This is a genomic window from Paenibacillus dendrobii (assembly GCF_009807035.1).
Taxonomy (GTDB): domain Bacteria; phylum Bacillota; class Bacilli; order Paenibacillales; family Paenibacillaceae; genus Paenibacillus_AQ; species Paenibacillus_AQ dendrobii.
This window is the reverse complement of the sequence record NZ_WUBI01000001.1, coordinates 2,194,532-2,219,943: the sequence shown is the minus strand read 5'-3', so window position 1 is coordinate 2,219,943 and position 25,412 is coordinate 2,194,532. Positions and strand designations below refer to the sequence as shown.

General features: G+C 51.3%; 21 protein-coding genes. 12 read left to right on the top strand and 9 right to left on the bottom strand.

All coding sequences use genetic code 11. The features are described 5' to 3' along the window. The first annotated feature begins 127 nt into the window (after positions 1-127). From GRF59_RS09720 to GRF59_RS09705, 4 genes are read left to right on the top strand one after another with little or no spacing between them, the layout of a single operon-like run. Positions 128-895: an ABC transporter ATP-binding protein gene (locus tag GRF59_RS09720; protein ID WP_237391695.1), complete on the top strand. Its 768-nt coding sequence runs from the start codon at positions 128-130 to the stop codon at positions 893-895. A gap of 16 nt (positions 896-911) precedes the next feature. Beyond that, positions 912-1,931 (top strand): ABC transporter substrate-binding protein, encoded by a 1,020-nt coding sequence (locus GRF59_RS09715; RefSeq protein WP_160497372.1) that lies wholly within the window; start codon positions 912-914, stop codon positions 1,929-1,931. 28 nt (positions 1,932-1,959) lie between these two features. Then, complete coding sequence (locus GRF59_RS09710; protein ID WP_160497371.1) at positions 1,960-2,706, top strand: ABC transporter permease; 747 nt, start codon at positions 1,960-1,962, stop codon at positions 2,704-2,706. Positions 2,707-2,731: 25 nt separating this feature from the next. Further along, on the top strand, positions 2,732-3,184 hold the full coding sequence (locus GRF59_RS09705) for an OsmC family protein (protein ID WP_160497370.1): 453 nt from the start codon (positions 2,732-2,734) through the stop codon (positions 3,182-3,184). An 87-nt stretch (positions 3,185-3,271) separates the two neighbouring features. On the opposite strand, the gene GRF59_RS09700 is transcribed toward GRF59_RS09705, so the two are convergent. The 8 genes from GRF59_RS09700 to GRF59_RS09670 form a co-directional block, all read right to left on the bottom strand. Next, the gene (locus GRF59_RS09700) at positions 3,272-4,666 is read right to left on the bottom strand and encodes a sialate O-acetylesterase (RefSeq protein WP_160497369.1); all 1,395 of its coding nucleotides are present in this window, start codon (positions 4,664-4,666) and stop codon (positions 3,272-3,274) included. Between the two features lie 347 nt (positions 4,667-5,013). Beyond that, positions 5,014-5,856, bottom strand: a complete 843-nt coding sequence (locus GRF59_RS09695) for a sugar phosphate isomerase/epimerase family protein (protein WP_160497368.1) — start codon at positions 5,854-5,856, stop codon at positions 5,014-5,016. Positions 5,857-5,869: 13 nt separating this feature from the next. Continuing rightward, the gene (locus GRF59_RS29710) at positions 5,870-6,562 is read right to left on the bottom strand and encodes a rhamnogalacturonan acetylesterase (protein WP_237391694.1); all 693 of its coding nucleotides are present in this window, start codon (positions 6,560-6,562) and stop codon (positions 5,870-5,872) included. Further along, positions 6,563-7,330 (bottom strand): alpha/beta hydrolase, encoded by a 768-nt coding sequence (locus GRF59_RS29705; RefSeq protein WP_237391693.1) that lies wholly within the window; start codon positions 7,328-7,330, stop codon positions 6,563-6,565. Between the two features lie 13 nt (positions 7,331-7,343). After that, positions 7,344-8,744: a glucuronate isomerase gene (gene uxaC, locus GRF59_RS09685; RefSeq protein WP_160497367.1), complete on the bottom strand. Its 1,401-nt coding sequence runs from the start codon at positions 8,742-8,744 to the stop codon at positions 7,344-7,346. Positions 8,745-8,806: 62 nt separating this feature from the next. Continuing rightward, complete coding sequence (locus GRF59_RS09680; protein WP_160497366.1) at positions 8,807-10,294, bottom strand: UxaA family hydrolase; 1,488 nt, start codon at positions 10,292-10,294, stop codon at positions 8,807-8,809. Between the two features lie 26 nt (positions 10,295-10,320). Further along, the gene (locus GRF59_RS09675) at positions 10,321-11,730 is read right to left on the bottom strand and encodes a tagaturonate reductase (RefSeq protein ID WP_160497365.1); all 1,410 of its coding nucleotides are present in this window, start codon (positions 11,728-11,730) and stop codon (positions 10,321-10,323) included. Positions 11,731-11,832: 102 nt separating this feature from the next. After that, a complete protein-coding gene (locus GRF59_RS09670) occupies positions 11,833-12,828 on the bottom strand; it encodes a LacI family DNA-binding transcriptional regulator (protein ID WP_160497364.1) in 996 nt (331 codons plus the stop codon). Positions 12,829-12,998: 170 nt separating this feature from the next. Between GRF59_RS09670 and GRF59_RS09665 the strand changes: the two genes are divergently transcribed. After that, on the top strand, positions 12,999-15,242 hold the full coding sequence (locus tag GRF59_RS09665) for a helix-turn-helix domain-containing protein (RefSeq protein WP_160497363.1): 2,244 nt from the start codon (positions 12,999-13,001) through the stop codon (positions 15,240-15,242). Between the two features lie 165 nt (positions 15,243-15,407). Here GRF59_RS09665 and GRF59_RS09660 read toward each other — a convergent pair whose 3' ends face one another. Next, positions 15,408-16,292, bottom strand: a complete 885-nt coding sequence (locus GRF59_RS09660; RefSeq protein ID WP_160497362.1) for a carbohydrate ABC transporter permease — start codon at positions 16,290-16,292, stop codon at positions 15,408-15,410. A gap of 290 nt (positions 16,293-16,582) precedes the next feature. Here GRF59_RS09660 and GRF59_RS09655 point away from each other — a divergent pair, with 290 nt between their 5' ends. The 7 genes from GRF59_RS09655 to GRF59_RS09625 all read left to right on the top strand — a co-directional run bounded on the left by GRF59_RS09655 (position 16,583) and on the right by GRF59_RS09625 (position 25,338). After that, a complete protein-coding gene (locus tag GRF59_RS09655) occupies positions 16,583-17,545 on the top strand; it encodes an ABC transporter permease subunit (RefSeq protein WP_160497361.1) in 963 nt (320 codons plus the stop codon). Positions 17,546-17,610: 65 nt separating this feature from the next. After that, positions 17,611-19,128 (top strand): extracellular solute-binding protein, encoded by a 1,518-nt coding sequence (locus GRF59_RS09650; protein WP_160497360.1) that lies wholly within the window; start codon positions 17,611-17,613, stop codon positions 19,126-19,128. Positions 19,129-19,196: 68 nt separating this feature from the next. Continuing rightward, complete coding sequence (locus GRF59_RS09645) at positions 19,197-20,312, top strand: glycoside hydrolase family 88/105 protein (protein WP_160497359.1); 1,116 nt, start codon at positions 19,197-19,199, stop codon at positions 20,310-20,312. A gap of 115 nt (positions 20,313-20,427) precedes the next feature. Further along, on the top strand, positions 20,428-21,798 hold the full coding sequence (locus GRF59_RS09640) for a glycoside hydrolase family 28 protein (RefSeq protein WP_160497358.1): 1,371 nt from the start codon (positions 20,428-20,430) through the stop codon (positions 21,796-21,798). A 4-nt stretch (positions 21,799-21,802) separates the two neighbouring features. Then, positions 21,803-22,693 (top strand): dienelactone hydrolase family protein, encoded by an 891-nt coding sequence (locus tag GRF59_RS09635; RefSeq protein WP_160497356.1) that lies wholly within the window; start codon positions 21,803-21,805, stop codon positions 22,691-22,693. Positions 22,694-22,738: 45 nt separating this feature from the next. After that, positions 22,739-23,704, top strand: a complete 966-nt coding sequence (locus GRF59_RS09630; protein ID WP_160498210.1) for a pectinesterase family protein — start codon at positions 22,739-22,741, stop codon at positions 23,702-23,704. 38 nt (positions 23,705-23,742) lie between these two features. Continuing rightward, positions 23,743-25,338, top strand: a complete 1,596-nt coding sequence (locus tag GRF59_RS09625; protein ID WP_341480037.1) for a glycoside hydrolase family 43 protein — start codon at positions 23,743-23,745, stop codon at positions 25,336-25,338. Positions 25,339-25,412: the final 74 nt, after the last annotated feature.

Sequence of the window (25,412 nt, the reverse complement as noted above, 5' to 3'; positions counted from 1 at the left end):
GATGTTCATTTTTATCTTGACGCTTTCATGCTTTAATGCTAATTTATATGATAATTCATACCGGATTACTAGAGATAAAAGGGGGGAGATCGGTTTGACAATGCAAAAGAGGACTTCCTTATTGGAAATGGATCATATTACTGTGGCATATCAGGATAAGCGAAGCATTCTTAACGATATTCATCTAACAATAGATCAAGGCGAATTCATAAGCATTATCGGCAAAAGCGGCTGCGGAAAGAGCACGCTGTTAAACGTCATCGCGGGATACATTCAGCCGAAGAGCGGAAAGATCATGGTACAGGGTCGTGAGGTTACAAAGCCTGGTCCGGACCGCGGATTTGTATTTCAGGATCTGGCGTTGTTTCCTTGGCTGAGCGTCCTGGATAACGTCTCTTTCGGGCTGCGAATGGCAGGGGTTGGCAAGCAGGAAAGGCTGGAACGCAGCAGGGAGGCCATTCGGATGGTCGGGCTTTCAGGCTCAGAGCACAAAAGCATCAGTGATCTTTCCGGAGGGATGAAGCAGCGGGTGGCGATTGCCCGGACGCTCGTGACCAAGCCCAATATCCTGCTCATGGATGAACCCTTTAGTGCTTTAGATGAGCAAACGAGGGAATCGCTGCAGGAAGAACTGCTGCGGATTCAGAAGGAGACGGGCATGACCGTCATTCTGGTTACCCACAGCATTGACGAGGCGATTTATCTTTCGGACAGGGTAGCGGTCTTTGACGAACAGGGAAGCATTCATAATCTGATCCATATTGGCCTTGGCAAACCAAGAAAACCGGAAATCCGGGTCTCCTCTTATTTTAATGAATATAAGAAACAGTTGATGAAGGATCTGCGATATGATTTTCAAATCCAATACGACGAGTCAGAAGGCTCAGGGATCTAAAAAGGGGAATGTCACAATGAAAAAGAGATCGGTATACGGCAAAATATTCGGTATGGCAGGCAGTCTTGTACTGGCTGCGGCGCTGACCGCAGGCTGCGGAGGCAAGGACAAATCAGGGGAAGCCGCATCAGGAGCAGGACAAAAAGAACAGGTGCAGGAGATCAAGGTTGGGTACGTGAACCTGCTTGCCGCGGCACCTGCCATTATTGCAAAAGAAAAGGATTTGCTTGGCAAACAGGGACTAAAGGCAGAATTTTTTTCATTTGCCAACGGACCGGATCTGTACAAAGCCCTCTCCTCCGGCAAACTGGATGTGGCTTATGCAGGAATGCCCGCTGCAGTAAATTGGGGCTCGCGCGGAGCTGAGTTCAAGATCATTGCCAAAGTGGATGACGGGAAAAACGGAGTGTTGACGAAGCCATCCTCTGGCATTCAGCAGCCGGCTGATTTGAAGGGGAAAAAGATCGGAAATTTGGTGAAGGGCAGCGGCGTGGATTATCTGATCCGTGCGGTACTGTTACCTGAAGGTCAGCTTAGCGATCAGGACGTGACCCTGGTGCAGATGGAGACATCCAACATGGAATCCGCAATCACGAACGGGACGATTGACGCGGCGGTTGCCGGTGAGCCGTTCCTTACGTTCGCGGAGCTGCGTGGTCTGAAGGTCGTGAAGGAGCTTCCGGATCCGGCGTTTGTGGTATTGGGGTCGAACTCATTCTTAAAAGATCATGCGGATACCGCGAAAAAATTCATTCAGGGACACATAGCCTCCATTGAGGATCTGAATCAGAACACGGAAGCGGATGCCGAGGTACTGGCCAAAGCCTTTAACGTGCCGGAAATCAAAGGAACGGATAAAACCTATACGCCGGCCGAAGTCATGGCTCAGGCTCTAAAGCGCAATCAATTCTCTTATCAATTGAGCGATGAAGATCTGAAATATTACCAGGAGATCGCAGATAACAGCTATAAGATCAAGTCATTGGAAAAACCGCTGGAAGTGAGCACCATCATCGATACGACCTGGATCAAATAACCGAGCCTACGAAGGCAGGGGGAAAGTTATGAAAAGATTTCATTTTGGCATTCTGGCCGTCCCTTTTATTATCGTCGTGTGGATGCTGGCTGCACGTCATTATCCGCCCATTATTTTTCCGGGGCCGTGGAGAACTTTACTAGAGCTGAAGAAGCAGCTTGCTTCGCCGGACTATTATCATCATATTGGAATCAGTTTGTACCGGTTGTTCTTCGGTTTTGCCATAGCGGCCGTGTCGGCCTTCGTGCTGGGATTGCTTGCGGGAGTCAGCAAAGCGTTCAGGCAGTTTCTGACGCCGATGGTGACGCTGTTTCAAGCCACGCCGCCGATGGCCTGGGCACCGCTGTTGATCCTGATGCTGGACCTCGGCAATGCACCGATGATTGCCGTCATCGTTATCGCCGCCTTTTTTCCGATTGTGGTCAATGTTATTCAGGGTATGGAGCGCATCAAGATATCCCATATACGTGCCGCGCAGACCCTCGGTGCTAACCGGTTACAGCTGGCTTGGCACGTATATTTGCCGGAAGTGATGCCGTCAGCGTTTACGGGAATTGTCGTTGGCTTCGGTATTGCATGGCGTTCGCTGGTAGCAGCAGAGATGATCGGAGGAAGCGCCGGCATCGGCTGGTTGATCTCCTCCAGCGGGCAGATCGGGAACTCACCGCTGGTCATGGTCGGCATTATCACGATCGGGATTCTGGCCATGTTCTTCGAATTTGTTCTCATCTATCCGCTCAAGAAGCGGTTTGCATCTTGGGCGCCGAAGGCGTAACGCATACATACAGAGGAGGATGGTTATGCAGGTTTTTGTGGAGCGCGTGAGCGGCTTTTTACAGCTGGCCCATGCCCAAAACCGGACGGTTACGATTGATCAAAGCGTGGAGCGGGGAGGCGGAAACATGGGTTTTCGGCCGACTGAGCTATGGCTCGTCGGATTGTCTTCCTGTTCGGTGATGACGCTGCTGCGGTATGCGGAACAGCAGGAGCTTCAACTTGTGGACGTTACGGTTACGGCCGAGGATTCAGTGGATGAGCAGGGTGATATAGCAGCCATTGATTTTAGAGTCACTTTCTCGGGAAGTCTGGCAGCGGAGCAAAAAGCGGATATGCTGGAACATGTTAAGAACAATTGCAAGGTATTGAAAACGGTAGGACCCCATATCAAGATCAGTTACAGGGAAGCGGAAACGTCCAATGTGCAGCTTGCGGGAACAAGCTGCACATTGGAAGGCGGCAATTGCTGCGGATAACGTACCCGTGGTAGCGCGGAAAAAGAAAAGAGCTGGTTTCCAATGAACTTGGAAGCCGGCTCTTTGTATTGAAAGTGCATAATGGGCTCACTCGATCGGGAACTGATAGAATGCAAGCATCGGCAGATAAGATGCTTGATCGAGCGGAAGATGGGCCGCTGGATTCTGTTCATAGGCTCCGTGTACTACAGCTCGTCCAGCAATTCGACGGGGAAGATGAAGCCAAATGATATGGGAGCCGGCTAATGAACATTTGGCTGCCTGGATGGTGCCTTGATCATCTTCTATCGTAAATACAGGCTCAAGCGGACCTGTGGTCAGAAAATGGCCTTTGACATGATCAAAGGTAAGTTCAATAACGGCGGGACCGTCTCCCGGCAATTGCCGGGCCGATTGGATTTCAGGAGCCTGGTAATGTACCGGCTTGCCATAGACGGTAGCCAGAGCGGCGCGAGCCATTCGTTCGCCGATAAGCAGGTTGCCGGCAGGGCTGTTGTGGATTTCATCCGAGAGTGGACAATCCAGTGCCGGGATGACCGTTACATGAGCAATCTCATGAGCGGCTTTGCGCTGATGCTCGCGCAGCGTTCCCCAAGAGATATCACTTTCCGGTTCCGGATTGGATGACGTATGACGATTCAATTGTACGGTAAGCATGGGCAGCGTGTCATGGTTCAGATCTTTGCGGATGGAGTGGACCATTCGACGGAAGCGGTTCAAGTAGGTCGGAGACTCTTTAGGCGTACAGTCGGTGCAGCCCTGATACCAGAGAATGCCGCGAACGTTGCCCCCGATCGATTGAATCGTCCGGAGCATCAGCCGGTACAGTGTGCCGTCTTCTTCCGGATTCCATTTACTGAGAGGAGACCCCCCGTGAGCCAGCGGAATAAGGCCGACCGGAAAGCCCGTCTCCCTCTTGACGATGCGGGCGAAAGAGAGGAACGGGGAGTGTCCCGGATTGGCGTTCTCTCTGTTCTCCATGTGAATCGAATGAGTCGAATCGCCAAAAGGATGTGAAGCCAAGTCCCATTGTCCATTGTGGCGCAGCAGGTGAATGCCAAGCTCGGGCGGATCGTTGACCGGCCCTTTGCCATAACCCGCGGCATTGCTTTGTCCGGCAATGACCCAGAGATCACCCACCCCGAGGTGGTGAACCATGTCCCCGCGCGTAAACCATTCCATAGCAGCTTTGTCATCCATCTGAAGGGAAGTTTCGAGTCTGTATAATCCTCCGGCGGGAATGTTTTTCAAACGTAGTGACCAGGTACGAGAATTCTGATCCGTATCTGCGGGTATCCAGCCCAGGACGGGAGCAGAGGTGTCCTCGCTGACCAACCTTACGTATACTTTTCCGACGATGCTGCCATCACCGGGTGGGGTCCAGTTTCCCTGAAGCTCAAGCGACGCGAAGCCTTTCTTATGCTGAAGTACGGTCCAAGGTTTGGGACCCTGAGTAATGGTAACGCCAATTTGATCGTTCATGAGGCACAACTCCTTTACCACAAAATGTTTCAAACAAGCGACGAATATAGAGCGTATGATTTTTCTTTCTATCCTGCTATCCGGAATCCTGCCGGCGCCAGTCAATAAAACGACAATTTCCCTGGAAATATTTCACGGTTTACGCAGAGCAGGAACGTATTTTCTTCGGCAAAACCATCGAAACCTGGGGGGATTCCAATTCAAATGTCGTTCCTTCGCAGATATAAATTCCGTTCGGATGATCATGCATCGGCCATCATGTTTCTGTACTTTCCCCTATGTGAAATAAACACCCTTTCGCAAAAATGGCAGCTTCAGGCTACCATTTCAGGAAAAGGCGTTTTGTTTTATACCTCATCGTACAACCGTTTCAAATATGCCATGCTGCCTTCCAAATGCTCCTCGGGCGTGCTCTCCAGAATGCCTTGAATATGCGGGCGCTGATATTTCATGTACCGGAGTATCGGGGCAAAGGAGAGGCAGCCCTGGCCGGCGGGCACGATTCGGATCTGTCCGTCCTTGAACACAAAGTCCTTAAGGTGGATCACCGCAACTCGATCGCCCAGCAGCGTTAGGGCTTCGTCAATCACGGCTTCTTGCTCTTTGTAATTATCGGGACGCATCAGATTGGCGCAATCGAGTATGATCTGCAGGTTTGAGGAGGGTACCAGGTCAAGTAGTCTTCGCGTCAGCCGAGCCGTATACAAAGGATGGTTTAGCCCTGCCTCGATCCCCACCGTCACGCCAAAGCGCTCTGCTTCCGCGACCATCATTCTCACGGAGGCTACAACCTGCTCAAAGGCCTCGTCTGTAAAGTTGTCCGTCGTGTATCCCTGCCCGATACTGCCGGTTTCCGTTCCTACCATGCTGGCGCCGAAATCTCTTGCCAGGCGAAGATGGGTGCCGAAGCCGGAGAGCGCTTCGGCACGTTTAGACAGATCGGTATCCACGATGTTGACGTAACATCCAAGCACGGCAATCCGAATACCCGCTTGCCGGAACGCTTCGCCGAAATAATCCGCAGTTCCAGGGCTTAAGGAAGACAAGCTGGGAGCGCTCTCGGGAAATGACTTGGCGAGGGCAAATTGAATGTGTTTGAAGCCATATTGTTGTATCTTCAGGATCAGTTCGGGTAAAGGGATCTGTCCAAAATCATGTGCACGGACGCCTAATTGCAGTGGGATATTCATTGCCGCACTCCTTTCATGTCGCTCGCAGATAGGGATGTAACCCGGATAATGCAGCGGATTGCGCGATCGTTTCCGCCACGAGTCTGGCGATGTGCTGAGCGCCTTCCTCCGAAAAGTGGGTATCGTCTGCGATCCCTTCCGGATAGTTCGGGTGATTGCCTTGCGGCAAATGCATGAATAATTGTTCCGAATGTTCATGCCCCATCATCTGCAATAATTGCTGAGAAGCTGCGAATATATCCAGTAAGGGTGTCCCGGTCTCCGCCGCAGTTTCCCTCATGGCTGCGGGATACAGCCCGACGGCCAGCGGATCCGGAACATCCGCATTCATGAAACGGCGTCTGCTCACGGGAGTCAGCAGAACAGGTATGCCGCCGAGTCTGCGCGCCGTGCCGATGTAATGCAAGAGGTTACGGCGATATTCATGGGCAGGATCGGTATAACGCAATGGATCTTCCTTTTTTTCGTCATTATGGCCAAATTGAATGAACACATAATCGCCTGCACGAAGCTCTTGCTCAATCGCAGCCCAATGGCCCTCAGCGAGGAAGGATTTGGTGCTTCGTCCGTTGATGGCTTTGTTGATGATAGAAACGGGGGCATCCAAATAGTCGGCAAGGTATTCGCCCCATCCGGCCATCGGCTTTTTGCATGCTTCCTTCCGGGCAGCAGTCGAATCGCCGACGATAAACAGTCGATGCATCATCTATGAGTCCCTCTTTGTAAAATGATGATGTTGCAGCCAACTGGCGCAGCATCCGAGCCACTGCCGGCAGTGGAGATTCTCTTCGGACAAACCGAGACCATGACGGCCTTCTTCGAACACATGCAGCTCAAATGGAATTCCCGCCTTCGACAAGGCGCCGGCAAACAGCAGGCTGTTCTCTACCGGAACGGCAGCATCATCGGATGTAGTCCACATAAAGGTCGGCGGCGTGTTCATGGAAACTTGGCGGTCGGAAGAGAAATCCTGTATGTGTTCCGGATGAGGGTGATCGCCAAGAAATCGCTGCCGGCTTCCTTCATGCGTATAAGACTCGGCGAAAGTAATTACAGGATAGCCGAGCAGCAGCAGATCCGGTTTAGCGGTACCTTTGACGGCTGCGATAGATGCAAGGTGTCCACCGGCCGAGAATCCGATCATGCCGACCTGCTTCGGGTTAACGTTCCACGGATGAGGAGCCTCGCGAACCCATGAGATCGCATCTTCCACATCCTGAATCAGGTTAGATGGGACAACGGGATCGAGCTGATAATGAAGAACACCCGCATGAATGCCCAGCTGATTGAACCAACGCGCAACAGGTTCGCCTTCATGCGGAGCCAGATGGGAATATCCGCCGCCGGGCAGAACCAATATGAAGGGAAGCGTTTCCTGATCCCGGCCTTCAACCGGATACAACTTCAGAAGAGAGGAGCCCGGTGAAGCCAAATCTGCCGAAATCTTTTCTGTGTAATGAGTAATGTGCATCATGGCCGAATTCCTCCTAATTTGCGGACTGAAAGCCGAAATACCCGGCAGCGTTATGGTATGAAATATCCTCGACCAGTTGTCCAAGGAGTGTCATGTCATCGGGAGCTTCGCCGCGCTGAACCCATTCGCCAATCAGCTCGCATAGAACCCTGCGGAAATATTCGTGGCGCGTATACGACAGGAAGCTTCGTGAATCCGTCAGCATGCCGACGAAATGAGCGAGCAAACTGTTGTCTGCGAATAAGGTTAACTGCTGGCGCATGCCATTGCGTGTATCGTTGTACCACCAGCCCGACCCAAGCTGCATTTTTCCCGGCGTATCCTTTTGATAGCAGCCCATGAGCGCGAGCAGGGATGGATAATCATTCGGATTCAACGAATAAAGAATGGTCTTTGGCAGGCCTTGCGTGCTTTCAGCCCGGTCCAGCAGCTTCGACAAGGCTCCGGTCAGCGGCAGATCGTTCAAAGCATCGTAACCCGTATCCGGTCCGAGCTGTTTGAACATCCGTGCGTTGTTATTGCGGTAGGCATGGATATGAAGCTGCATCGTCCATTTTTTTTCGGCATAGAAACCGATCAAAGCCGATAAGAGCTCGGTCCGATACAAGGTGATTTCTTCGACAGTCAATCCTTCACCTGCAACTCTTTTGGCAAAAATCTTCTCCACGGCGGTAGAATCGCCTGCCTGGTAGCGCAGCGTATCCAGGGCATGGTCGGAAAGCCTGCAGCCTTCCTGGTGGAAAAAATCCACACGCTGTTTCAGAGCATCTATCAAGGCAGCATAGGAAGGAACCGGTTTGCCTGCGGACTGCTCCAGACGCTGAAGCCAATCGGTAAACCCGGGAGCATCAATATTCAGCGCTTTATCGGGACGGAAAGTCGGAAGTACCTGGAAATCATGCTCTTCAGCCCGCAGCAGTTGATGGTATTCGAGCGAATCAGCGGGATCATCGGTGGTACATACGACTCTGACATTGGAATTCTTGATGATATTGCGGCGCTGGAATGCCGGAGTGGCCAGCTTCGTGTTGACTTCTTCCCAAATCCGGGCAGCGGATTCTTCATTCAGCAGCTCTTCAATGCCGAAAAATCTTCTCAGTTCCAAATGCGTCCAACTGTACAACGGATTGCCTATCGTCTTGGGAACGGTTACGGCCCACGCCATGAACTTATCGTAATCGGAAGCATCTCCCGTAATATGGGATTCGGGAATACCATTGGCACGCATCAGGCGCCATTTGTAATGATCGCCCGATAGCCAGGCTTCGGTCAGATTCCGGAAAGGCTTGTTGTCGTAGATTTCCTTGGGATCCAAATGACAGTGGTAATCGATAATCGGCATATCCTTGGCATGCTGGTGAAATAGGGTGCGTGCGGTATCGGTCGATAATAAGAAATCGTTGTTCAGGAACATATGAAAGTCTCCTTCTCGTCAGGGGATGTATGAACGAATGATGGCAGAACGGGACAACCAGATTACAGAGTCACTCCGGTTTTAAAAATGGCCAGCTCACGGACTTCATTTTGTTCATTCCGGGTTTGGCGGCCGCTGGCGACAGCGATGACGTATGCAATGAATTGTTCCAGCACTTCAGCCATCGGGGTTTCGAGCAACATACCTGCGTTGAAATCCATCCAATGACCTTTTTTGGCGAAAATGTCGTTGTTGGTCGCGATCTTGACCGTGGGCACAAAACTGCCGAAAGGCGTTCCACGTCCGGTTGTGAACAACACAAGCTGGCAGTCGGACGCAGCCAGGGCGGAGGAGGCAACCAGGTCATTGCCGGGGGCCTGAAGCAGGCTCAGTCCCTTTTTGCGGAGCTTCTCTCCGTACTGCAGGACATCCACGACGGGCGCGGTTCCGCCCTTTTGCGTGCAGCCCAGCGATTTATCCTCGAGCGTGCTGATCCCGCCTGCTTTGTTACCTGGTGAAGGGTTCTCATAAACCGGTTCGCCATAGGACAGGAAATACTGCTTGAAGTCATTGATTAAGGATACGATATCGTTGAAAACGTCGCGATTCGAAGCACGCGCCATCAGCATCTTTTCGGCGCCGAACATTTCGGGTACTTCCGTCAGGATGGTTGAACCGCCCTGGGAGATGAGAAAGTCGGAGAACGCGCCCAGAAGCGGATTGGCCGTAATGCCCGAAAAACCGTCAGAGCCCCCGCATTTCAGGCCCACGTTCAATTCGCTGAGCGGAACGGGTTCACGGCTGTCCGTTTCCGCGGCTTCATACAGCTCTTCGAGCAGCCGAAGGCCCTCCTCGATTTCATCGCCGACTTCCTGCGCAACCAGAAACTTCACACGGCTTTCATCATAATCACCCAGCAGGCTGCGAAACTCCGCTACAATATTATTTTCGCAGCCAAGCCCGAAGACCAATACGCCGCCGGCGTTCGGATGCTTCACCGCATCCAGCAGAATGCTGCGGGTTTGACGGTGATCATCTCCCAGTTGAGAACAGCCGTAAGGATGCTTCAGAATGGTGATATTGTCGAACGTCCCGAGATCCGGATGGAGCATCTTGAATTCCTGCAGCATCTGTTCGGCGATCCCGTTTACGCAGCCGACCGTCGGAACAATATACAGGTCATTACGGATGCCGACTTTTCCGCTCTTGCGCCGATACCCCTGAAAGGTGAGTCCGCGAACGGGATAAGTTACTGGATGCAGGTCCGGAAGGTATTCGTATTCTTCCTCACCAGCAAGGTTCGTAGCGATATTGTGCGTATGAACCCAGTCGCCGGGCGCGATGGCGGTCGTTGCATGCCCGATCGGGTAACCGTACTTCATGATTCTGTCACCGGCTTCCAGACGGGTCAGCGCGATTTTATGGCCTTGCGGGATATCTGAAGCAGCGGTGAGCGCTTGTTCTCCGGCCATTACCGATTCACCCGCCACGATCGGGGTCAGGGCTACAGCAACGGTATCTCGGAGATTCATTTTCAATACTTGTTTCATTCGAGCTCCTCCTTTACCATCATTTGTTATTTCATGATCTGTAAAGCTGCACGACTGCCCGACTGATCCAGCTGACGGATATCAGCTTCGATGGTTTGGATAAGTCCTGGAATCTTTGTCAAATCAGCGCCCCACAAGCTTTCTTTCCTTAGAATCGTGGTAACGAAGGATGAGGGACGGCTCCAGGCTTCATCAAATACGTCGTTAACCTCCGGAAGGTCCTGCCTAGGGATTCGATCCCCGCGATAGCTGAGCAACAATGCAGCGAAGGAGAGACAGATGAGAGGGGGAAGAATCCCTTTCTCTTGCTGATAGCGAAGCAATATCGGCAGCAGGCGTGCTTTAAACTTGGAGATGCTGTTGAGCGATATCGACCGGAGCTCATGCCGGATATATGGATTCCTGAACCGTTCCTGAATGTCGGATGCATACGCAAGCACATCTTCAAGAGGGAAATTCAGCATGGGAGCAAGCTCCTTTTCCATGATCTCCTTCACAAACCGCGAAAAACACTCATCCTGCATGACTTCTTCTACGGTTTCGAGCCCGGCCAGCAAACCAAGCGGAACCATCGCGGTATGGGGACCGTTAAGCAGATGAACTTTGCGTTCGCGATATGGGGTCATATCATCGGTGAAAATGACGTTTAGTCCCGTTTGGTCTAACGGAAGCCGCTCGGAGAGCCACTCGGGTCCTTCAATCACCCACAAGAGGTAGGGCTCAGCGGTGACCATTAACTCGTCGGTGTAGCCCAGTTCATGCTCAAGTTCCTGGTCTCTGCCGCGCGGATAACCTGGAACAATCCGGTCCACCAAACTGCAGCAGAAGGTGTTTTCCTCGCGAAGCCATGTGACGAAAGCTTCTCCGAGCTGCCATTCCCGGGCGTACTGCTCGATAAGCTGATGCAATTTCTCCCCATTTCGGTCAATCAGCTCGCAAGGAATGATGACGAATCCCTTTTTCCGCAGCTCGAATCGTCTGAACAACAGCGCCGTAAGTTTGGCAGGAAAGCTGGCAGGCGGTTGATCTCCCCGGCAATCCCCGGCATGATAGGCGATTCCTGCTTCCGTCGTATTGGATGTGATGAATTCCAGCCCGTCATCTTCCGCCAAGGCCAGGTAGTCTTCATAATGAGTGTAGGGATTGATCACTCGGCTGACAGTGGTTATGATTTCTTGGGAGTTCACGGTCCGGTTCTGAAAAATGCCATTTAACAGCACGGTGTATAAGCAATCCTGCCGGGTCATCAAATCGCCGAGTCCGCGTTCCGTAGGCTGTACGACAACGGCGCTGCCTTGGAAAAGACCTTGCCGATTCATTTGCTGCAGCTGCCAATTCACGAACGCGCGCATGAAATTGCCTCCGCCGAATTGAATGACGCGTTCTGGATAAGAGGGCAGGTGAGGATGAGTGGTTCTGGAAAGTGGATGTGACATGACAGGCGTCTCCTTTATTCGTGAAGTTATGCTTGTTTGCACACGTTAACATTTTAAAACGAAAAAAGAGGATGCCTCTTTTTCTGTGAAATAGGGAATCCATCATACGGCAGCTACGCTTTGGCGTACCATTAAAGCGGTTTTGACGAATAATTGCTCGGGAGCGGTATCCGGATCTTTCATCAAATCGATCAGTTTGGTCGTGCCCAGCTTGCTGATATCGGCTACGGGTTTGTGAATCGTAGTGAGTGCCGGATTGGTGTACCTCGCAAATAAAATGTCATCGAATCCAATGAGCGATAGCTGCCCGGGAATGTGGATGCCCTTGGCATAACAAGCATTCATGGCACCGATCGCCATGTCGTCATTCGCGCAAAATACGATAGAGGGCGGTTCGGGAAGAGCGAGCAAGGAACACATCGCCTCATAACCGCTTTCTACGCCATAATCCCCGGCAGCAAAATATTCCGGTATGAGCGGCAGGCGATGAACGATGAGGCTGTCCATGAACCCTTGCTTGCGTTCCGTCGACGACTTGAAGCCTGCTTTGCCTTCGATAATGGCACATTGGCTATGACCCTGGGAAACGGCATAATCGATCGCTTCCTTCACGCCTTCCCGGTCATTGGCCACGACATTCATAATGCCGGGATCCTCCAGATGACGGTTCAACACCACGAGCGGGATGCCCATTTTCTTGACATGATAGATAAAGGCGTTATCGGCGTCGCTTTGGCTCATGACCAGGATACCGTCAAAACGCTGCGGCAAAATGGCATCAAAATGCTGAATGCCGTCAATGCCATGAACCGTCAGGCTGTAGTTTTCATCAAGTACCGAATGGATTCCTTTGATTGCATCCACCAAAAAGCTGGCGGATGTTCCCTGATCGATACTGGAGAAGAACAACCCGATCGTATACGACTTTTTCATGACGAGGCTTTTGGCGCTGTAGTTGGGAATGTAGTTCATCTCTGCAGCGATTTTTTCGATTCTGTCACGGGTTTCCTTTTTGATCAGCGGATTGCCGTTCAGCGCCCGGGACACGGTGGTGTGCGAAACGCCGGCGACACGGGCAATGTCTTTAATTGTAATCATTTTGACCTCATAGGATATATATGGTTTGGTTTGCGATTTCAGTTTCAGTGTAAGTTCTGGTTTTTGGGAAGTCAAGGAATTTGAATAAAAATGCACACGTGAAAAATGTTTGTCAACTTGATTATGTAAGCGCTATAATTGGGTTTGATTACATCCAAAGGAGTATTTCGATGAAAAAAGGGCGCATGTTTTACAACACCTTCATTCCCATTCTGGTTTTGGGAATCGGACTTGTCGTCAGCTTTGGGATATACATCTATCTGAATACCGCGCATTCCGTCATAGACAGGGTCGCAAACGGCAAGCAGAGCTTTATTTCTCAAACGAAGAATTCGCTGGAACAGAAGATCCAAACCATTGAGTACGCCTTCAATACATACAGCACGACCAGCTCATTCGAATCGGTAGTGAAGAACCCCATAACTGAACAGGATTTTGAAGCGTACCGTAATGTGAATACACAGCTGAATTACATTGCCACGATGGGGCTGGAAGGAACGGAATATTCGCTGATCAGTTTGGAGCAGAACTGGCAAATATCCAATGGCAAACTATCCTATTTGACGGAAAATGACCGGACAAACCTATATGAAACCTATATTAATGGTCAGGACCGCGGATTGTTTTGGATGAAAACGGATAACGGCATCCGTTTCGTGAACACCCTGCCCGTATTCTCCAAAAAGAAACAGGCCATCGCATTATCGGATATTTCGCTGCAAACGCTGGATCATACGCTCAAAACCGAAGAGAACACGCCGGTGTTCATCCTGAATAAGCAGGGCGAACTGATGTATGAGACCGGGCGGGACGATAAACGTCTATCCGAAGACCAGCTTCAGGGAATCCTGAAATCGATTGGCACAGAGCGCCGCACGGGTATGGTGACGCTGGATAACGCCAAGTCTCCGTCTGTCAAAGCGATTTATGCCCGATCCGCCTATAACAACTGGGTTTATATCACGCTGCTGGATCAAAAGGAAATATCCGGAGCGCTGAATACGACCAAATTCGGCTTGATCATGATGGGACTTGTCATTACGATGTTTATCATCATCATTGCATATTTGATCGCCGTGTATTTTAATAAACCGATTGAGCAAATCCGTCGCAGCCTGCCCAAAAATCCGCATTCATCTTTAAAAAATGAAGTCGAGTGGATTCTCCACTCCATTGATACGATCGTCACCGAAAAAGAAAATCTGGAAAGCCTGATCGAGGCTGAACTGCCGCAGCTGGAAACCCAACTGATCCTGAATTTGTTCCGGAACCGGATTTCACGCGAAGAGCTGGAGCGGATCATGCCGCGGTTCGGATATGAAAAAATCAAGGACCCCCGTTATCTAACGGTTCTGGTTCAAATGGACAGCTATGGCGACCGCGAGGCTTCGGATAAGGATCTGCTGCTTTTGGCCATTAACAGGTTAGTAGAAGAAATCGTACCGAAAGCATCGCGGCTGCTGCCGATTATTTTAAATGACAAGACCCAGGCGACGATCCTGATATTTAGCGGAAGCCACGAGCAGGAGATACGGAAACAGGTTCTGGATTACGCCAAGGCCATCATGAAGGCAGTGCGGGAATATTTGAAGGTATCCGTCAGCTTCGGCATCAGCCAAACGTACGAGCATTTATGGGAAAGCAAGGAAGCCTGCGAAATGAGCAAGCAAGCGCTGCATCACCGTTTAAATCTGGGCAAGGAATCGATTATCTTCTATGAAGACATCTCCATGGTCGTATCCGGCCCGGTATTGCTCCATTATCCTGCCGAGCTGGAATCCCAGTTGTTTGATGCGATCCGGTTAGGGGATGAAGAGCAGGTTCCGCGTTTTCTCTACCCGCTGCTCGCCGAAATGATGAAGAAGAACAAAAACTCCATGAACTTTGAAGTGGCGCTGGTACGTTTCGTGAACAATCTAATCCAGCTGGAGCAGCTTCTGGGCGTTGAGGTACTGATGACGCAGGACAACCATGCTTTATATCACCGTCTGCTGGATATCCGTAATCCGGAGGAAATCGAAAGAATCCTGGTGCAGGAAGTCATTTTGCCGATGGTCAAGAGCATGAAGGAGAAGACGAACCAGCAGTTCCGTTCTTTGTCTGAAAAGATTGCCGCCATCGTCCGCGCGGAATATGATCAGGAATTGTCGCTGGAGTGGATCGCCGACCGTCTCCATTACAACCCCAACTATTTGAGCAGCATATTCAAAAAGGAGTACGGCATGACGTTCAGCGAATATGTGATGAACTACCGCATCGAAATGGCCAAAAAGTGGTTGGTAGAAACGGATATGACCATCAAAGATATTGCCGAGCGCCTGCAGTACCATAACTCTCAAAACTTCATTCGCTCGTTCCGCAAAAAAGAGCAGGTAACCCCAGGCTCATACCGAAAAGTGAAGCAAGCGCAGTAAGGAAATACGGGGATCAAGCGATAAACCGATAACCTTTTCGATTTTTTAGGACCCATGATATCCCGGTCGCGTTGATCCGTTCCATATTCCCGCCAATAAGCGAAGAAGTCTTGTTTTCTGCAGAAAAGACTGCAAAAAGCAAGACCTCTTTGTTTTTAAGGAATGTTAACCCTTGACCGAGCCAAGCAGGGCTCCCTTGACGAAGTGTTTTTGCACAAAAGGATAAGCGATGAGCATCGGAAGCGTCGCGACCATGATGACGGCCATTTTGATGGTCTGGGCAGGAGGAACCACGTCTACGGACGTGCTCTCTGCCTGCATGCCGCTGGAGACGATAACGATCTGGCGGAGCAGCACTTGAATCGGCCATTTGTTCGAATCCGTGATATAGAGAATGGCGTTCATGTACGTGTTCCAATAAGCGACCCCATAGAAGAGGGAGATCGTGGCGATGGAGGGCAGCGCCAGCGGCAGCATGATTTTGAAGAAGACGCCAAAGTCATTGCAGCCGTCGATTTTGGCCGATTCCTCGAGACTGTCGGGAAGAGCTTGAAAGAAGTTTCGCATGATAATCAGGTTGAAGGCATTAATCGCGACGGGGAAAATCAGGGACCAGTAGGAGTCGATCAAGCCAAGGCTTTTCACGACCAGGAACGTCGGGATCATGCCGCCGCTGAACAGCATCGAGAACACGACGAGAAAGTTGATGGCATTCCTTCCATATAGGTACCTACGCGATAAGCCGTAAGCCATTAAAGCAGTCAGAGCCATACTCACGAGTGTACCTATGGCAGTGACCCCGATGGAAACGCCCAGTCCTTTAAAAATCGTAGGTGTCGAGAGAATGTAACGGTATGCATCCAAAGAGAACGTGGTGGGGAACAAAATAAACTTCTTGGCAACGACTTCCTGGGTCGAAGCAAATGAGCTGGCAAGCACATTAATAAAGGGCAGGAGACAGGCGAGAGCAACCAGGATCAATAACGTGCTGTTTACAACAGTAAATACAATATTGCCTACGGATTGTTTTTTTCGTAAGGATTGTGCCATATGTTTGTCCTCCTTGTAGTCGGGTTACAGGGACACTTTATCAAGGGGGAAGAGTTACGTATATAATCAAATCCTAAGGTACCGATGAAGACCCCAATCCCGGGATGGAATTCTTGCCACCGCCAGATAATCATTATCTTGCATCATGATCATTACATGAGATGAGTAAGCGGAAAACCGCGTGGCTGCGCATCTTTGCAACCGCTATCATGAAATGATTATGTACGGAATGACGGCAACCGCCTAAGCTAGGAAACGTAAACAGTAACGCTTACAAGGAGGTCGACTTGGTGAAGGATTCAAGTACTGCCGCAGTGAACATGAACATCAAAACCGTGAAGAAACAACGATCAACGCATCTGGAAGCTTTAAAAAGAAACAAGCTGCTCTACCTTATGATTTTGCCCGGCGTGCTGTATTTCATTATTTTCAAATATTTGCCGATGGGCGGGCTCGTGATCGCTTTTCAGGACTATCAGCCTTATCAAGGCATTACAGGCAGCCCATGGGTGGGATTCAAGCATTTTATCCGTTTATTTACGGAGCCAACCTTTTTTATGCTGCTGAGCAATACTTTGATTTTATTCGCGCTGAATATTGTCATCTTTTTTCCGCTTCCGATTATTTTGGCCCTGATGCTGAATGAAGTCAGGCACAAGCTGTTTAAGAACGCGATTCAAACCATCATTTACATTCCGCATTTTATGTCATGGGTTATCATTGTTTCGATTACCTATGTATTCATGAACGTGGACGGCGGGGTCCTAAACGAGATGATTGCGGCTCTCGGCTTTCACAAGATCAGCTTTCTGACCTCACCCGAATGGCTCCGGACCGTTTATATCGGACAAGTGATATGGAAGGAACTCGGATGGTCTACCATCATCTATTTGGCAGCCATTACGGTCGTAGATACGCAGCTGTATGAAGCCGCGGGAATGGATGGCGCAGGACGCCTGCGCAAAACCTGGCACGTGACATTGCCGGCGATCCGGCCGGTCATCATTACACTCTTAATTTTGAAAATCGGCAGTACGCTCGATCTGGGCTTTGAACATATGTATCTGCTGCTCAATTCTTTGAACCGCGAGGTTGCTGAAATTTTTGATACCTATATTTACACAGCGGGTCTGAAGAACGGGCAATTAAGTTTCAGCACGACCGTAGGTCTGTTCAAAGGCTTGGTGGGCTTGATTCTGGTTATGGCTTCCAACAGGCTGGCGAAGAAATTCGGGGAAGACGGCGTGTACTAACACAGGTAACACTTCAAATCTTTCATATAAGCGTTGTGTAAAATCCAGAAAAAGGGGAAATGTACATGAAACTCATAGTCAAAAAAATGGCGGCGCTCACCCTCTGCTGCGGTCTGCTGCTCACCGCATGCGGAGAGAAGAGCAAGACAGGCGAGGGTTCGGGAGGTGCGGCGGCAGATCCCAATGCAAAAGCGAGCATCAGCTGGTTGAATATTCTGCATACGGCATCGCCTCCGACAGACACGATTATCAAAAAAATCGAAGAGAAGACGAATGCCGAAGTCAAATTCTCATGGATTCCGGATGCATCCAAGGAGGAGCGCATCAATACGTCGCTTGCATCGGATTCTCTTGCAGATATCGTGACCTTGACCATACTGGATAATTCCTCCGTTAGAAACGCCTTGAAGTCAGGCATGTTCTGGGAAGTGGAATCTTATCTCGATGAGTTTCCTAACCTGGCAAAAATCTCGCAGGATACTCGGACATCCGCTTCCATTGGCGGCAAATTGTACGGCGTCCCGTTCCAAAAAGACTTGGCCCGCAACGGCGTTGTCATCCGGAAGGATTGGCTGGATAAGCTTGGACTCGCCGTGCCGAAAACGACGGATGAACTGATGGCGGTAGCCAAGGCGTTTACCGAGCAGGACCCGGACGGTAACGGCAAAAAGGATACGACGGGATTCATGGACCGCAGCGATTTGATCTATGGCGCGTTCAAAACCCTGAGCTCATACTTCGGAACGCCTAACAATTGGAAAGTCGGCGATGACGGGAAAATGACGCCGGAGTTCGATACCGAGGAATACGTAAAAACGATGGACTACATGAAAGAGCTGTACGACAACGGCTATATCAACCAGGATTTTGCCGTAACGGCGAAGACGGATCAGCAGCAAAAATTCGCTCAGGGCAAAGCCGGGATTTATGTCGGAGCCCTGTTTGACAGCAAAAATCTGAAGAACATGGCCAAAGGTGTTCAGGATAACATGGAGCTGGTGCTAGACAACAACATTACCTCCACCGGCAACGAGGCGGATCGCGCCATTTGGGCAGCCAATAACGGAATCGGAGGCCTGCTGGCATTCCCGAAATCCGAGGTGAAGGACGAAGCGGAGCTGAAACGGGTACTGAAATTTGTGAATGATCTGATGGATGACGATATGTATGCGTTGATGACATACGGCATCGAAGGCGTGCATTACACCAAGGATGCGGACGACGCCGCAACGATAACCAATCAGGATCTGTGGCAGCAGGAGGTGCAGCCGTTTGCTTCCTCGCGTCCGAACGAAACTGGCTATAAGATTCACGATTCCGATCCGCTCAAAGCCGAGTCCGATAAGCTCATCAAAGAAAATGCGGAGCACGCGGTGCTGAACCCGGCCTATTCCCTGGAATCGGAAACCTATACGACCCAAGGGTCGGAGCTGCAAAAGATTATTACGGATGCAACCTATAAATACATTCTCGGCAAAATCAAACTGGATGATTTCAAGGCAGCCGTAGAGAACTGGAAGAAATCCGGGGGCAGTAAGATCATTTCAGAATACGAAGCGGCTTACCAAGCGGTGAAGAAGTAGATTCAATATCACGGTCCTATCCGCCTGGTCTGGGGTTAGGACCTATTTATTCCTGGCAGGAGGTCATCATGGATAAAACAAGCTGGGCCGTCAGAACGGCGGATTCGATTATGGAACGTACGCCTAAGTTGTATGAGGATAAAGGTTATCATGGCAAATGGTCTTATGATTACGGCGTGGTGCTGAAGGGTTTTGAATGGTTGTGGAAGCAGACGGGCGACCGCAAATACTTCCGGTTTATTCAGGATAATATGGATTACTTCATTCAGGAAAGCGGCATGATCCGCGGATACAGTCCGGAAGAATATAACATCGATCATATCAATAACGGGAAGATGTTGTTTGTCCTGTACAACGAAACGAAGCTGGAGAAATACAAGCAAGCGGCAGAGCTGCTGATGTCACAGCTGCAATCCCATCCCCGAACATCCGAAGGGGCATTCTGGCATAAGGAAATCTATCCTTATCAAATTTGGCTGGATGGTCTGTATATGGGCGCTCCGTTTTACTTGGAATACCAGTTCATGTTTGGTTCGGGCGAAAATGTGGAGGATGTCACGAAACAGTTTAAGCTTTGCGAAAAGCATACAAAGGATTCCGTGACGGGGCTGCTGTTTCATGCATGGGACGAGAAAAGGGTTCAGCCGTGGTGTCATCCGGAAACGGGGCTATCCGGGAATTTCTGGGGACGCTCCTTGGGCTGGTTCGTTATGGCACTTGTAGACGTATTGGCGCTGCTGCCGGAGGGCCGCGCGGATGCTAAGGAGCTATCCCGTATATTGAATGATACGCTGGCCGCTATCCGCAAATATCAGGACGCTGACAGCGGCGTTTGGTATCAGGTGCTGAATTATGGCGGTCGAAAGGGCAACTATCTGGAGGCCTCCGCTTCCAGCATGTTCGTCTATGCCATTGCGAAGGGAATTCGGCTTGGATTGCTGGAAGACAGTTGGTCCGAAACGCTGGACCGTGCATATCAGGGGCTGATTGCGGAGTTTGTGCTCGAAACGAAAGAAGGCTGGGTGAACCTCAATAAAAATTGTCAGGTTGCCGGTTTAGGCGGAGCCGATCAGCGGGATGGAACCTATGCTTATTATATCAGCGAGCCGATCGTGACCAATGATCAAAAGGGTCTTGGAGCATTCTTGCAGGCCTGCGGCGAGTACGAGGCCTTGAAAAGCTAGGCGTGTAGCGGAAAAGAACTGATAATCGGTAGATTCAGGCATACTTTGTAGCAGTAGAACTCATCGCATCGGCAAGCCTTGGCGGCAACAAGACGCGAGAAGAGGAGGAACGGGCATGCATTTTTACAACATTATGGACTACGGTGCTCACCGGAACAGTCCTGAGCTTTCGACAGAGGCGATTGCGGCGGCCATTGCAGCGGCAAACAGTGCAGGCGGTGGAACCGTATTTGTACCGGCTGGAAACTACCATACGGGTGCCATATTTTTGAAAGACCATATTGAACTGCGCTTAAGCCCCGGGGCGGTGCTATCCTTTAGCACGAATCCGGAGGATTATCCCGTTGTGCAATCCCGGTGGGAAGGCGTTCTGCAGCAGGTGCACGCTTCCTGCATCTTCGGCATGGGCCTGGAGAATGTTTCGGTTACCGGAAGCGGAACCCTGGACGGAAACGGTCAGCCATGGTGGGATAAGAAACGGAACCGTCCTGAGGAGTTGCCTTATCCTAGACCAAAATTGATCAGCCTGGACGGCTGCATCCGGGTTACGATCAAAGACGTGACGTTAAAGAACTCCCCTAGCTGGACGGTGAATCCGATCCGCTGCGATAATGTCACGATCGACAACATATCCATTCTGAATCCGGCTGATTCCCCGAATACCGACGGCATAGACCCGGAATCCTGCCGTAATGTTCGCATCAGCAATTGCCATATCGATGTAGGAGACGACTGCATCGCCATTAAGTCAGGGACGGAAGATACGCAGGAGCGCATTCCTTGCGAGAACATTACGATTACCAACTGCACCATGATTCATGGGCACGGCGGGGTTGTGATCGGCAGCGAAATGAGCGGGGATATCCGCCATGTGACGATCAGCAACTGCATCTTTAAACAGACCGACCGCGGGATAAGATTGAAGTCCAGGCGCGGCCGCGGAGGTATCGTGGAGGATGTCCGCATTAGCAATATCGTCATGGAGGACGTGATTTGCCCGTTTATCATGAATTTGTATTATTTCTGTGGACCGCGCGGGAAAGACAAATATGTCTGGGATAAGCATCCTTACCCGGTGACACGCGAGACTCCTCAATTTAGACGCATTCACTTTGCGAATATTACGGCCCGGAAGGTTCATGCGGCAGCAGGATTTTTATATGGTTTGGCGGAGCAATACATATCGGAAGTGACGTTTTCGGATATCGAAATATCGATGGCAGAGAATGCGATCCCCGGCCGTCCTGCGATGATGTCGGGACTCCCGGATATGAACAACCGGGGCTTCTATTTGGGCAATGTACGGGATGTACAGTTTCGGCAGGTGACGATTGAGAACCATGAGGGACCGGCTTTCTATATTGAAAATGGTGAGAATGTTGAAGTCCTGCAGTGCCGCTCCAGAAACACTCGCAAGCCGGAGGCTTTGGTAGAGCAAGTCGAGGTGTCTCCTTCGGACGAAGATTTGACCGGACAGGAAGCTTAAAACGATGGAACAGGATCAGCTAGAATTTTTATTGGGTGAATTGCCAGCAAAAGTTCCGGTCTCCGCTGAGTTGTTGAGGCAGGAGGTATATGACGGATATCGTCTGGAATCACTGCTGCTGGACCTGAACGGAATCGAACGGGTACCGGCCTATGTGGCAAAGCCGCTCGCGGAAGAGGGACCGCTTCCTCTGGTCGTCTTTAACCATTCCCACGGAGGAAATTACACGAACGGGCGGAAGGAATTAATCCATGGCAGCAGCTATCTGCAACAGCCCTCTTTTGCCAAGACATTAACCGATATGGGGTATGCGGTTTGCAGTATCGACATGTGGGGTTTTAATGAACGCGGCGGGAAAACCGAGAGTGAACTGGTGAAGGAAATGCTGTGGCAAGGCCGGGTTATGTGGGGCATGATGCTGCATGACAACCGCCGCTTGATCGATTATATGTGTTCACGTGAGGACATCGATGCTGCGCGGATCGGGACGATAGGGATGTCCATGGGCGGATTGATGGCATGGTGGCTCGCAGCATTAGACCAGCGAATTCAGGTCACGATCGATATTTGCGGACAAGTCGACGCACATACCCTGATCGCCAAGCGCGGTCTGGATCACCATGGCTTCTATTCCTACGTTCCCGGTCTGCTCAAGCGTTACACGACGCTGGATATTCAGTCGAGAATTGCTCCGCGGCCGCGGATGAGTCTGGTTGGCCGAAGCGACCGCATGTGTCCCTTGGAGGGGGTGGAGCATCTGGCAAAAGGACTGCTGGAAGTCTATCATGCGGCAGGGAACCCGGAGCATTGGCAACCCGTCATCGCGAGCGGGGGGCATATGGAGACCTTGGAAATGCGGGTCAAATGGCAGCGATTTATGGCAGAATACCTGTAAATTCCGAATGGAAGAAGTGAACGGGCAATGGAAAGGAACCGGGCTATGCTTGTGGGAAAGGAAGCTTACTGTGATTATCAAACGATCCAGGAAGCGGTGGCTGCGCTGGATCGGGAGTCTTCCGATGTGACGGCATCGCTATATATATTATCCGGCGTCTATGAAGAGGCGATACGAATCGATCGTTCGAACCTGCGCATCGTCGGCATCGGTCAGGTAGAAATCACCATGAACCGGTATGCCAAGGAAAAGAATGGGAGAGGCGAGGACATCGGAACGTTCGCTACGTCGACCCTGTTCCTTGGCGGGAGCCGGTTGATACTGGAGAATCTTGTGATCTCCAACACAGCCGGGCAGGGCGAGGACATCGGGCAGGCCGTGGCGGTGTCTGCGCACTGCGACGAAGCCGTGTTCCGCTATTGCACGTTCAAAGGCTATCAGGATACGTTGTTTACCGGCCCGCTGCCTCCCGCGCCCAAGCAGGGAACGTCTTTCGGCGGTCTTCCGATCCGCAGGCATCATGACCGGTATCGCCAGTTGTACCAGCACTGCCGCATCGAAGGCACGGTGGACTATATATTCGGCGGCGCGACGGCTTACTTCGACCGCTGTGAAATCCGCAGCCTTTGCCGTCAAGGTCAGGGTCCGGGATATATCACCGCGGCTTCGACACCATCCGGCGAAGCGTATGGATACGTGTTTAACGAGTGCTATTTAACGGCGGAACCTGGCGCTACCGCCGTGTACCTGGGGCGTCCGTGGCGCAGCCATGCCAAAACGGATTTCGTGAACTGCCGCATGGGGGCTCATATTCATCCAGCGGGCTGGCATGACTGGGATAACGAAGCCAACCGGCGCACGGTGCGCTATCGCGAATACGACGGCAGGACCGCTGCGGCCGTGCGTGAACAGCGCGTTCCATGGGCGGTTTGCGCGGAGAAGGGCAAGGAGGATCTGGATGTGCGCAGCGTATTCGCCGGCACGGATTTTTGGATGGCATTCATGGATTAACGAGAGGGAATAACGAAACGGCGAGGAGAGGATGAAAAGTGGCGGCAGCGACGACGGAAACGGCAAGAGGCATCATCCGCAATCCCATACTGAAGGGATTCAATCCGGACCCCTGCATTCTGCGTGTAGAGGACGTGTATTACATCGTGGTATCTTCCTTCGAATGGCTTCCGGGCCTGCGGGTATACGAGTCACGCGATTTGGTCCGCTGGGAGCACTCGACCGATCTGCTGACAGACCAGGTCGATTTGCGCGGAAATCCGAAAAACTGCAGCATTTGGGCACCGCAGCTCAGCTACCGCGATGGTCTTTTTTATCTGGTCTATACGGATGTGAAAAGCACGAAGCGTCCTTTCAAGGATGATCATAACTACCTGATGACGGCACCCGCGATAGAAGGACCTTGGTCTGAACCGGTCTATTTGAACAGCAGCGGCTTCGACCCTTCTCTGTTTCACGATGACGACGGGCGCAAATGGCTGCTGAACGCCTTGTGGGATTACCGGATTACGGAAGGCAACAAATCCAGCGGCATCGTCATCCAGGAATACGACCCGGATCTTCGGCGCCTGGTCGGCAAACCGCATAAGCTGTTTGACTGCACCTGGCTGAAAAAGACGGAGGCGCCCCATATTTACAAACGCGGTGGATATTACTATTTGATCACGGCGGAGGGCGGAACCGGCGCAGGCCATGCCGTAACCGTCGCACGTTCGGAAGAGCTGCTGGGAGACTATGAAGTCGACCCGCACAATCCGATGTTGACTTCGCGGAATGATCCGGGGCTGCCGCTGCAGTGCGCGGGTCACGGCAGTCTGGTGGAGACGCCCGGCGGCGAATGGTATATGGCACATTTATGCACGCGTCCCATCGAAGGGTTATACGCGATAATGGGGAGGGAAACCGCCCTGCAGCAGGTGTACTGGAATGAGGAAGGCTGGCTGCGCTTAACTACGGGCGGCCATGAGCCGCAGCTGGAGGTGCCCGCACCACTAGGGATTCAGGAGGTGCAGAATGCGGACCCGGTAACCGTCTTTGAGGACAGATTCGATGGACTACAGCTTAAGAAGACCTGGAATACCCTACGGATCCTGGCGGACGATAACTGGTGCTCGCTCCGCGCACGGCCGGGGCATCTGCGAATCATGGCCGGGGAGTCCGTGCAAAGCCTGTTCCGTCATCATCTCGTAGCCATCCGGCAGACGGACATTCAATTCCGGGCAGAGACGGCGCTGGAATATGCGCCCGCAAGCTATTTGCAGATGGCTGGCTTGATACTGTATTTGAACGAAGACAATTATGTATATGCCTATACCAGCCATGAAGACGGGCAGGGTAAGGTACTGCGAATGATGCGCTGCGCGGCGGATGAATTCGTTCTGCTGCCTGAAGTGATTCCGCTTGAAGACGATGCGCCGGTGCATTTGGCGGTCGACGTCGACGGAACGAAGGCACAATTTCATTACCGCAGTTCCGCTGAAGAGACGTGGAGGCCACTGCATAAAACGCAAAATATCAGTTTTTTATGCGGGGGTTTTACGGGAAACTTCGTGGGGATCGCCGCCCATGACATGAATCAATACCAGGGAAGCCATGCTGATTTCTCCTATTTCCGTTATGAGGGCACGGAGTAATAGCATGCAAAGGACAATTCAACCAACAAGCACATCGAACCGGATGTGCTTGTTTTGGCATTTGCGTGATTGAA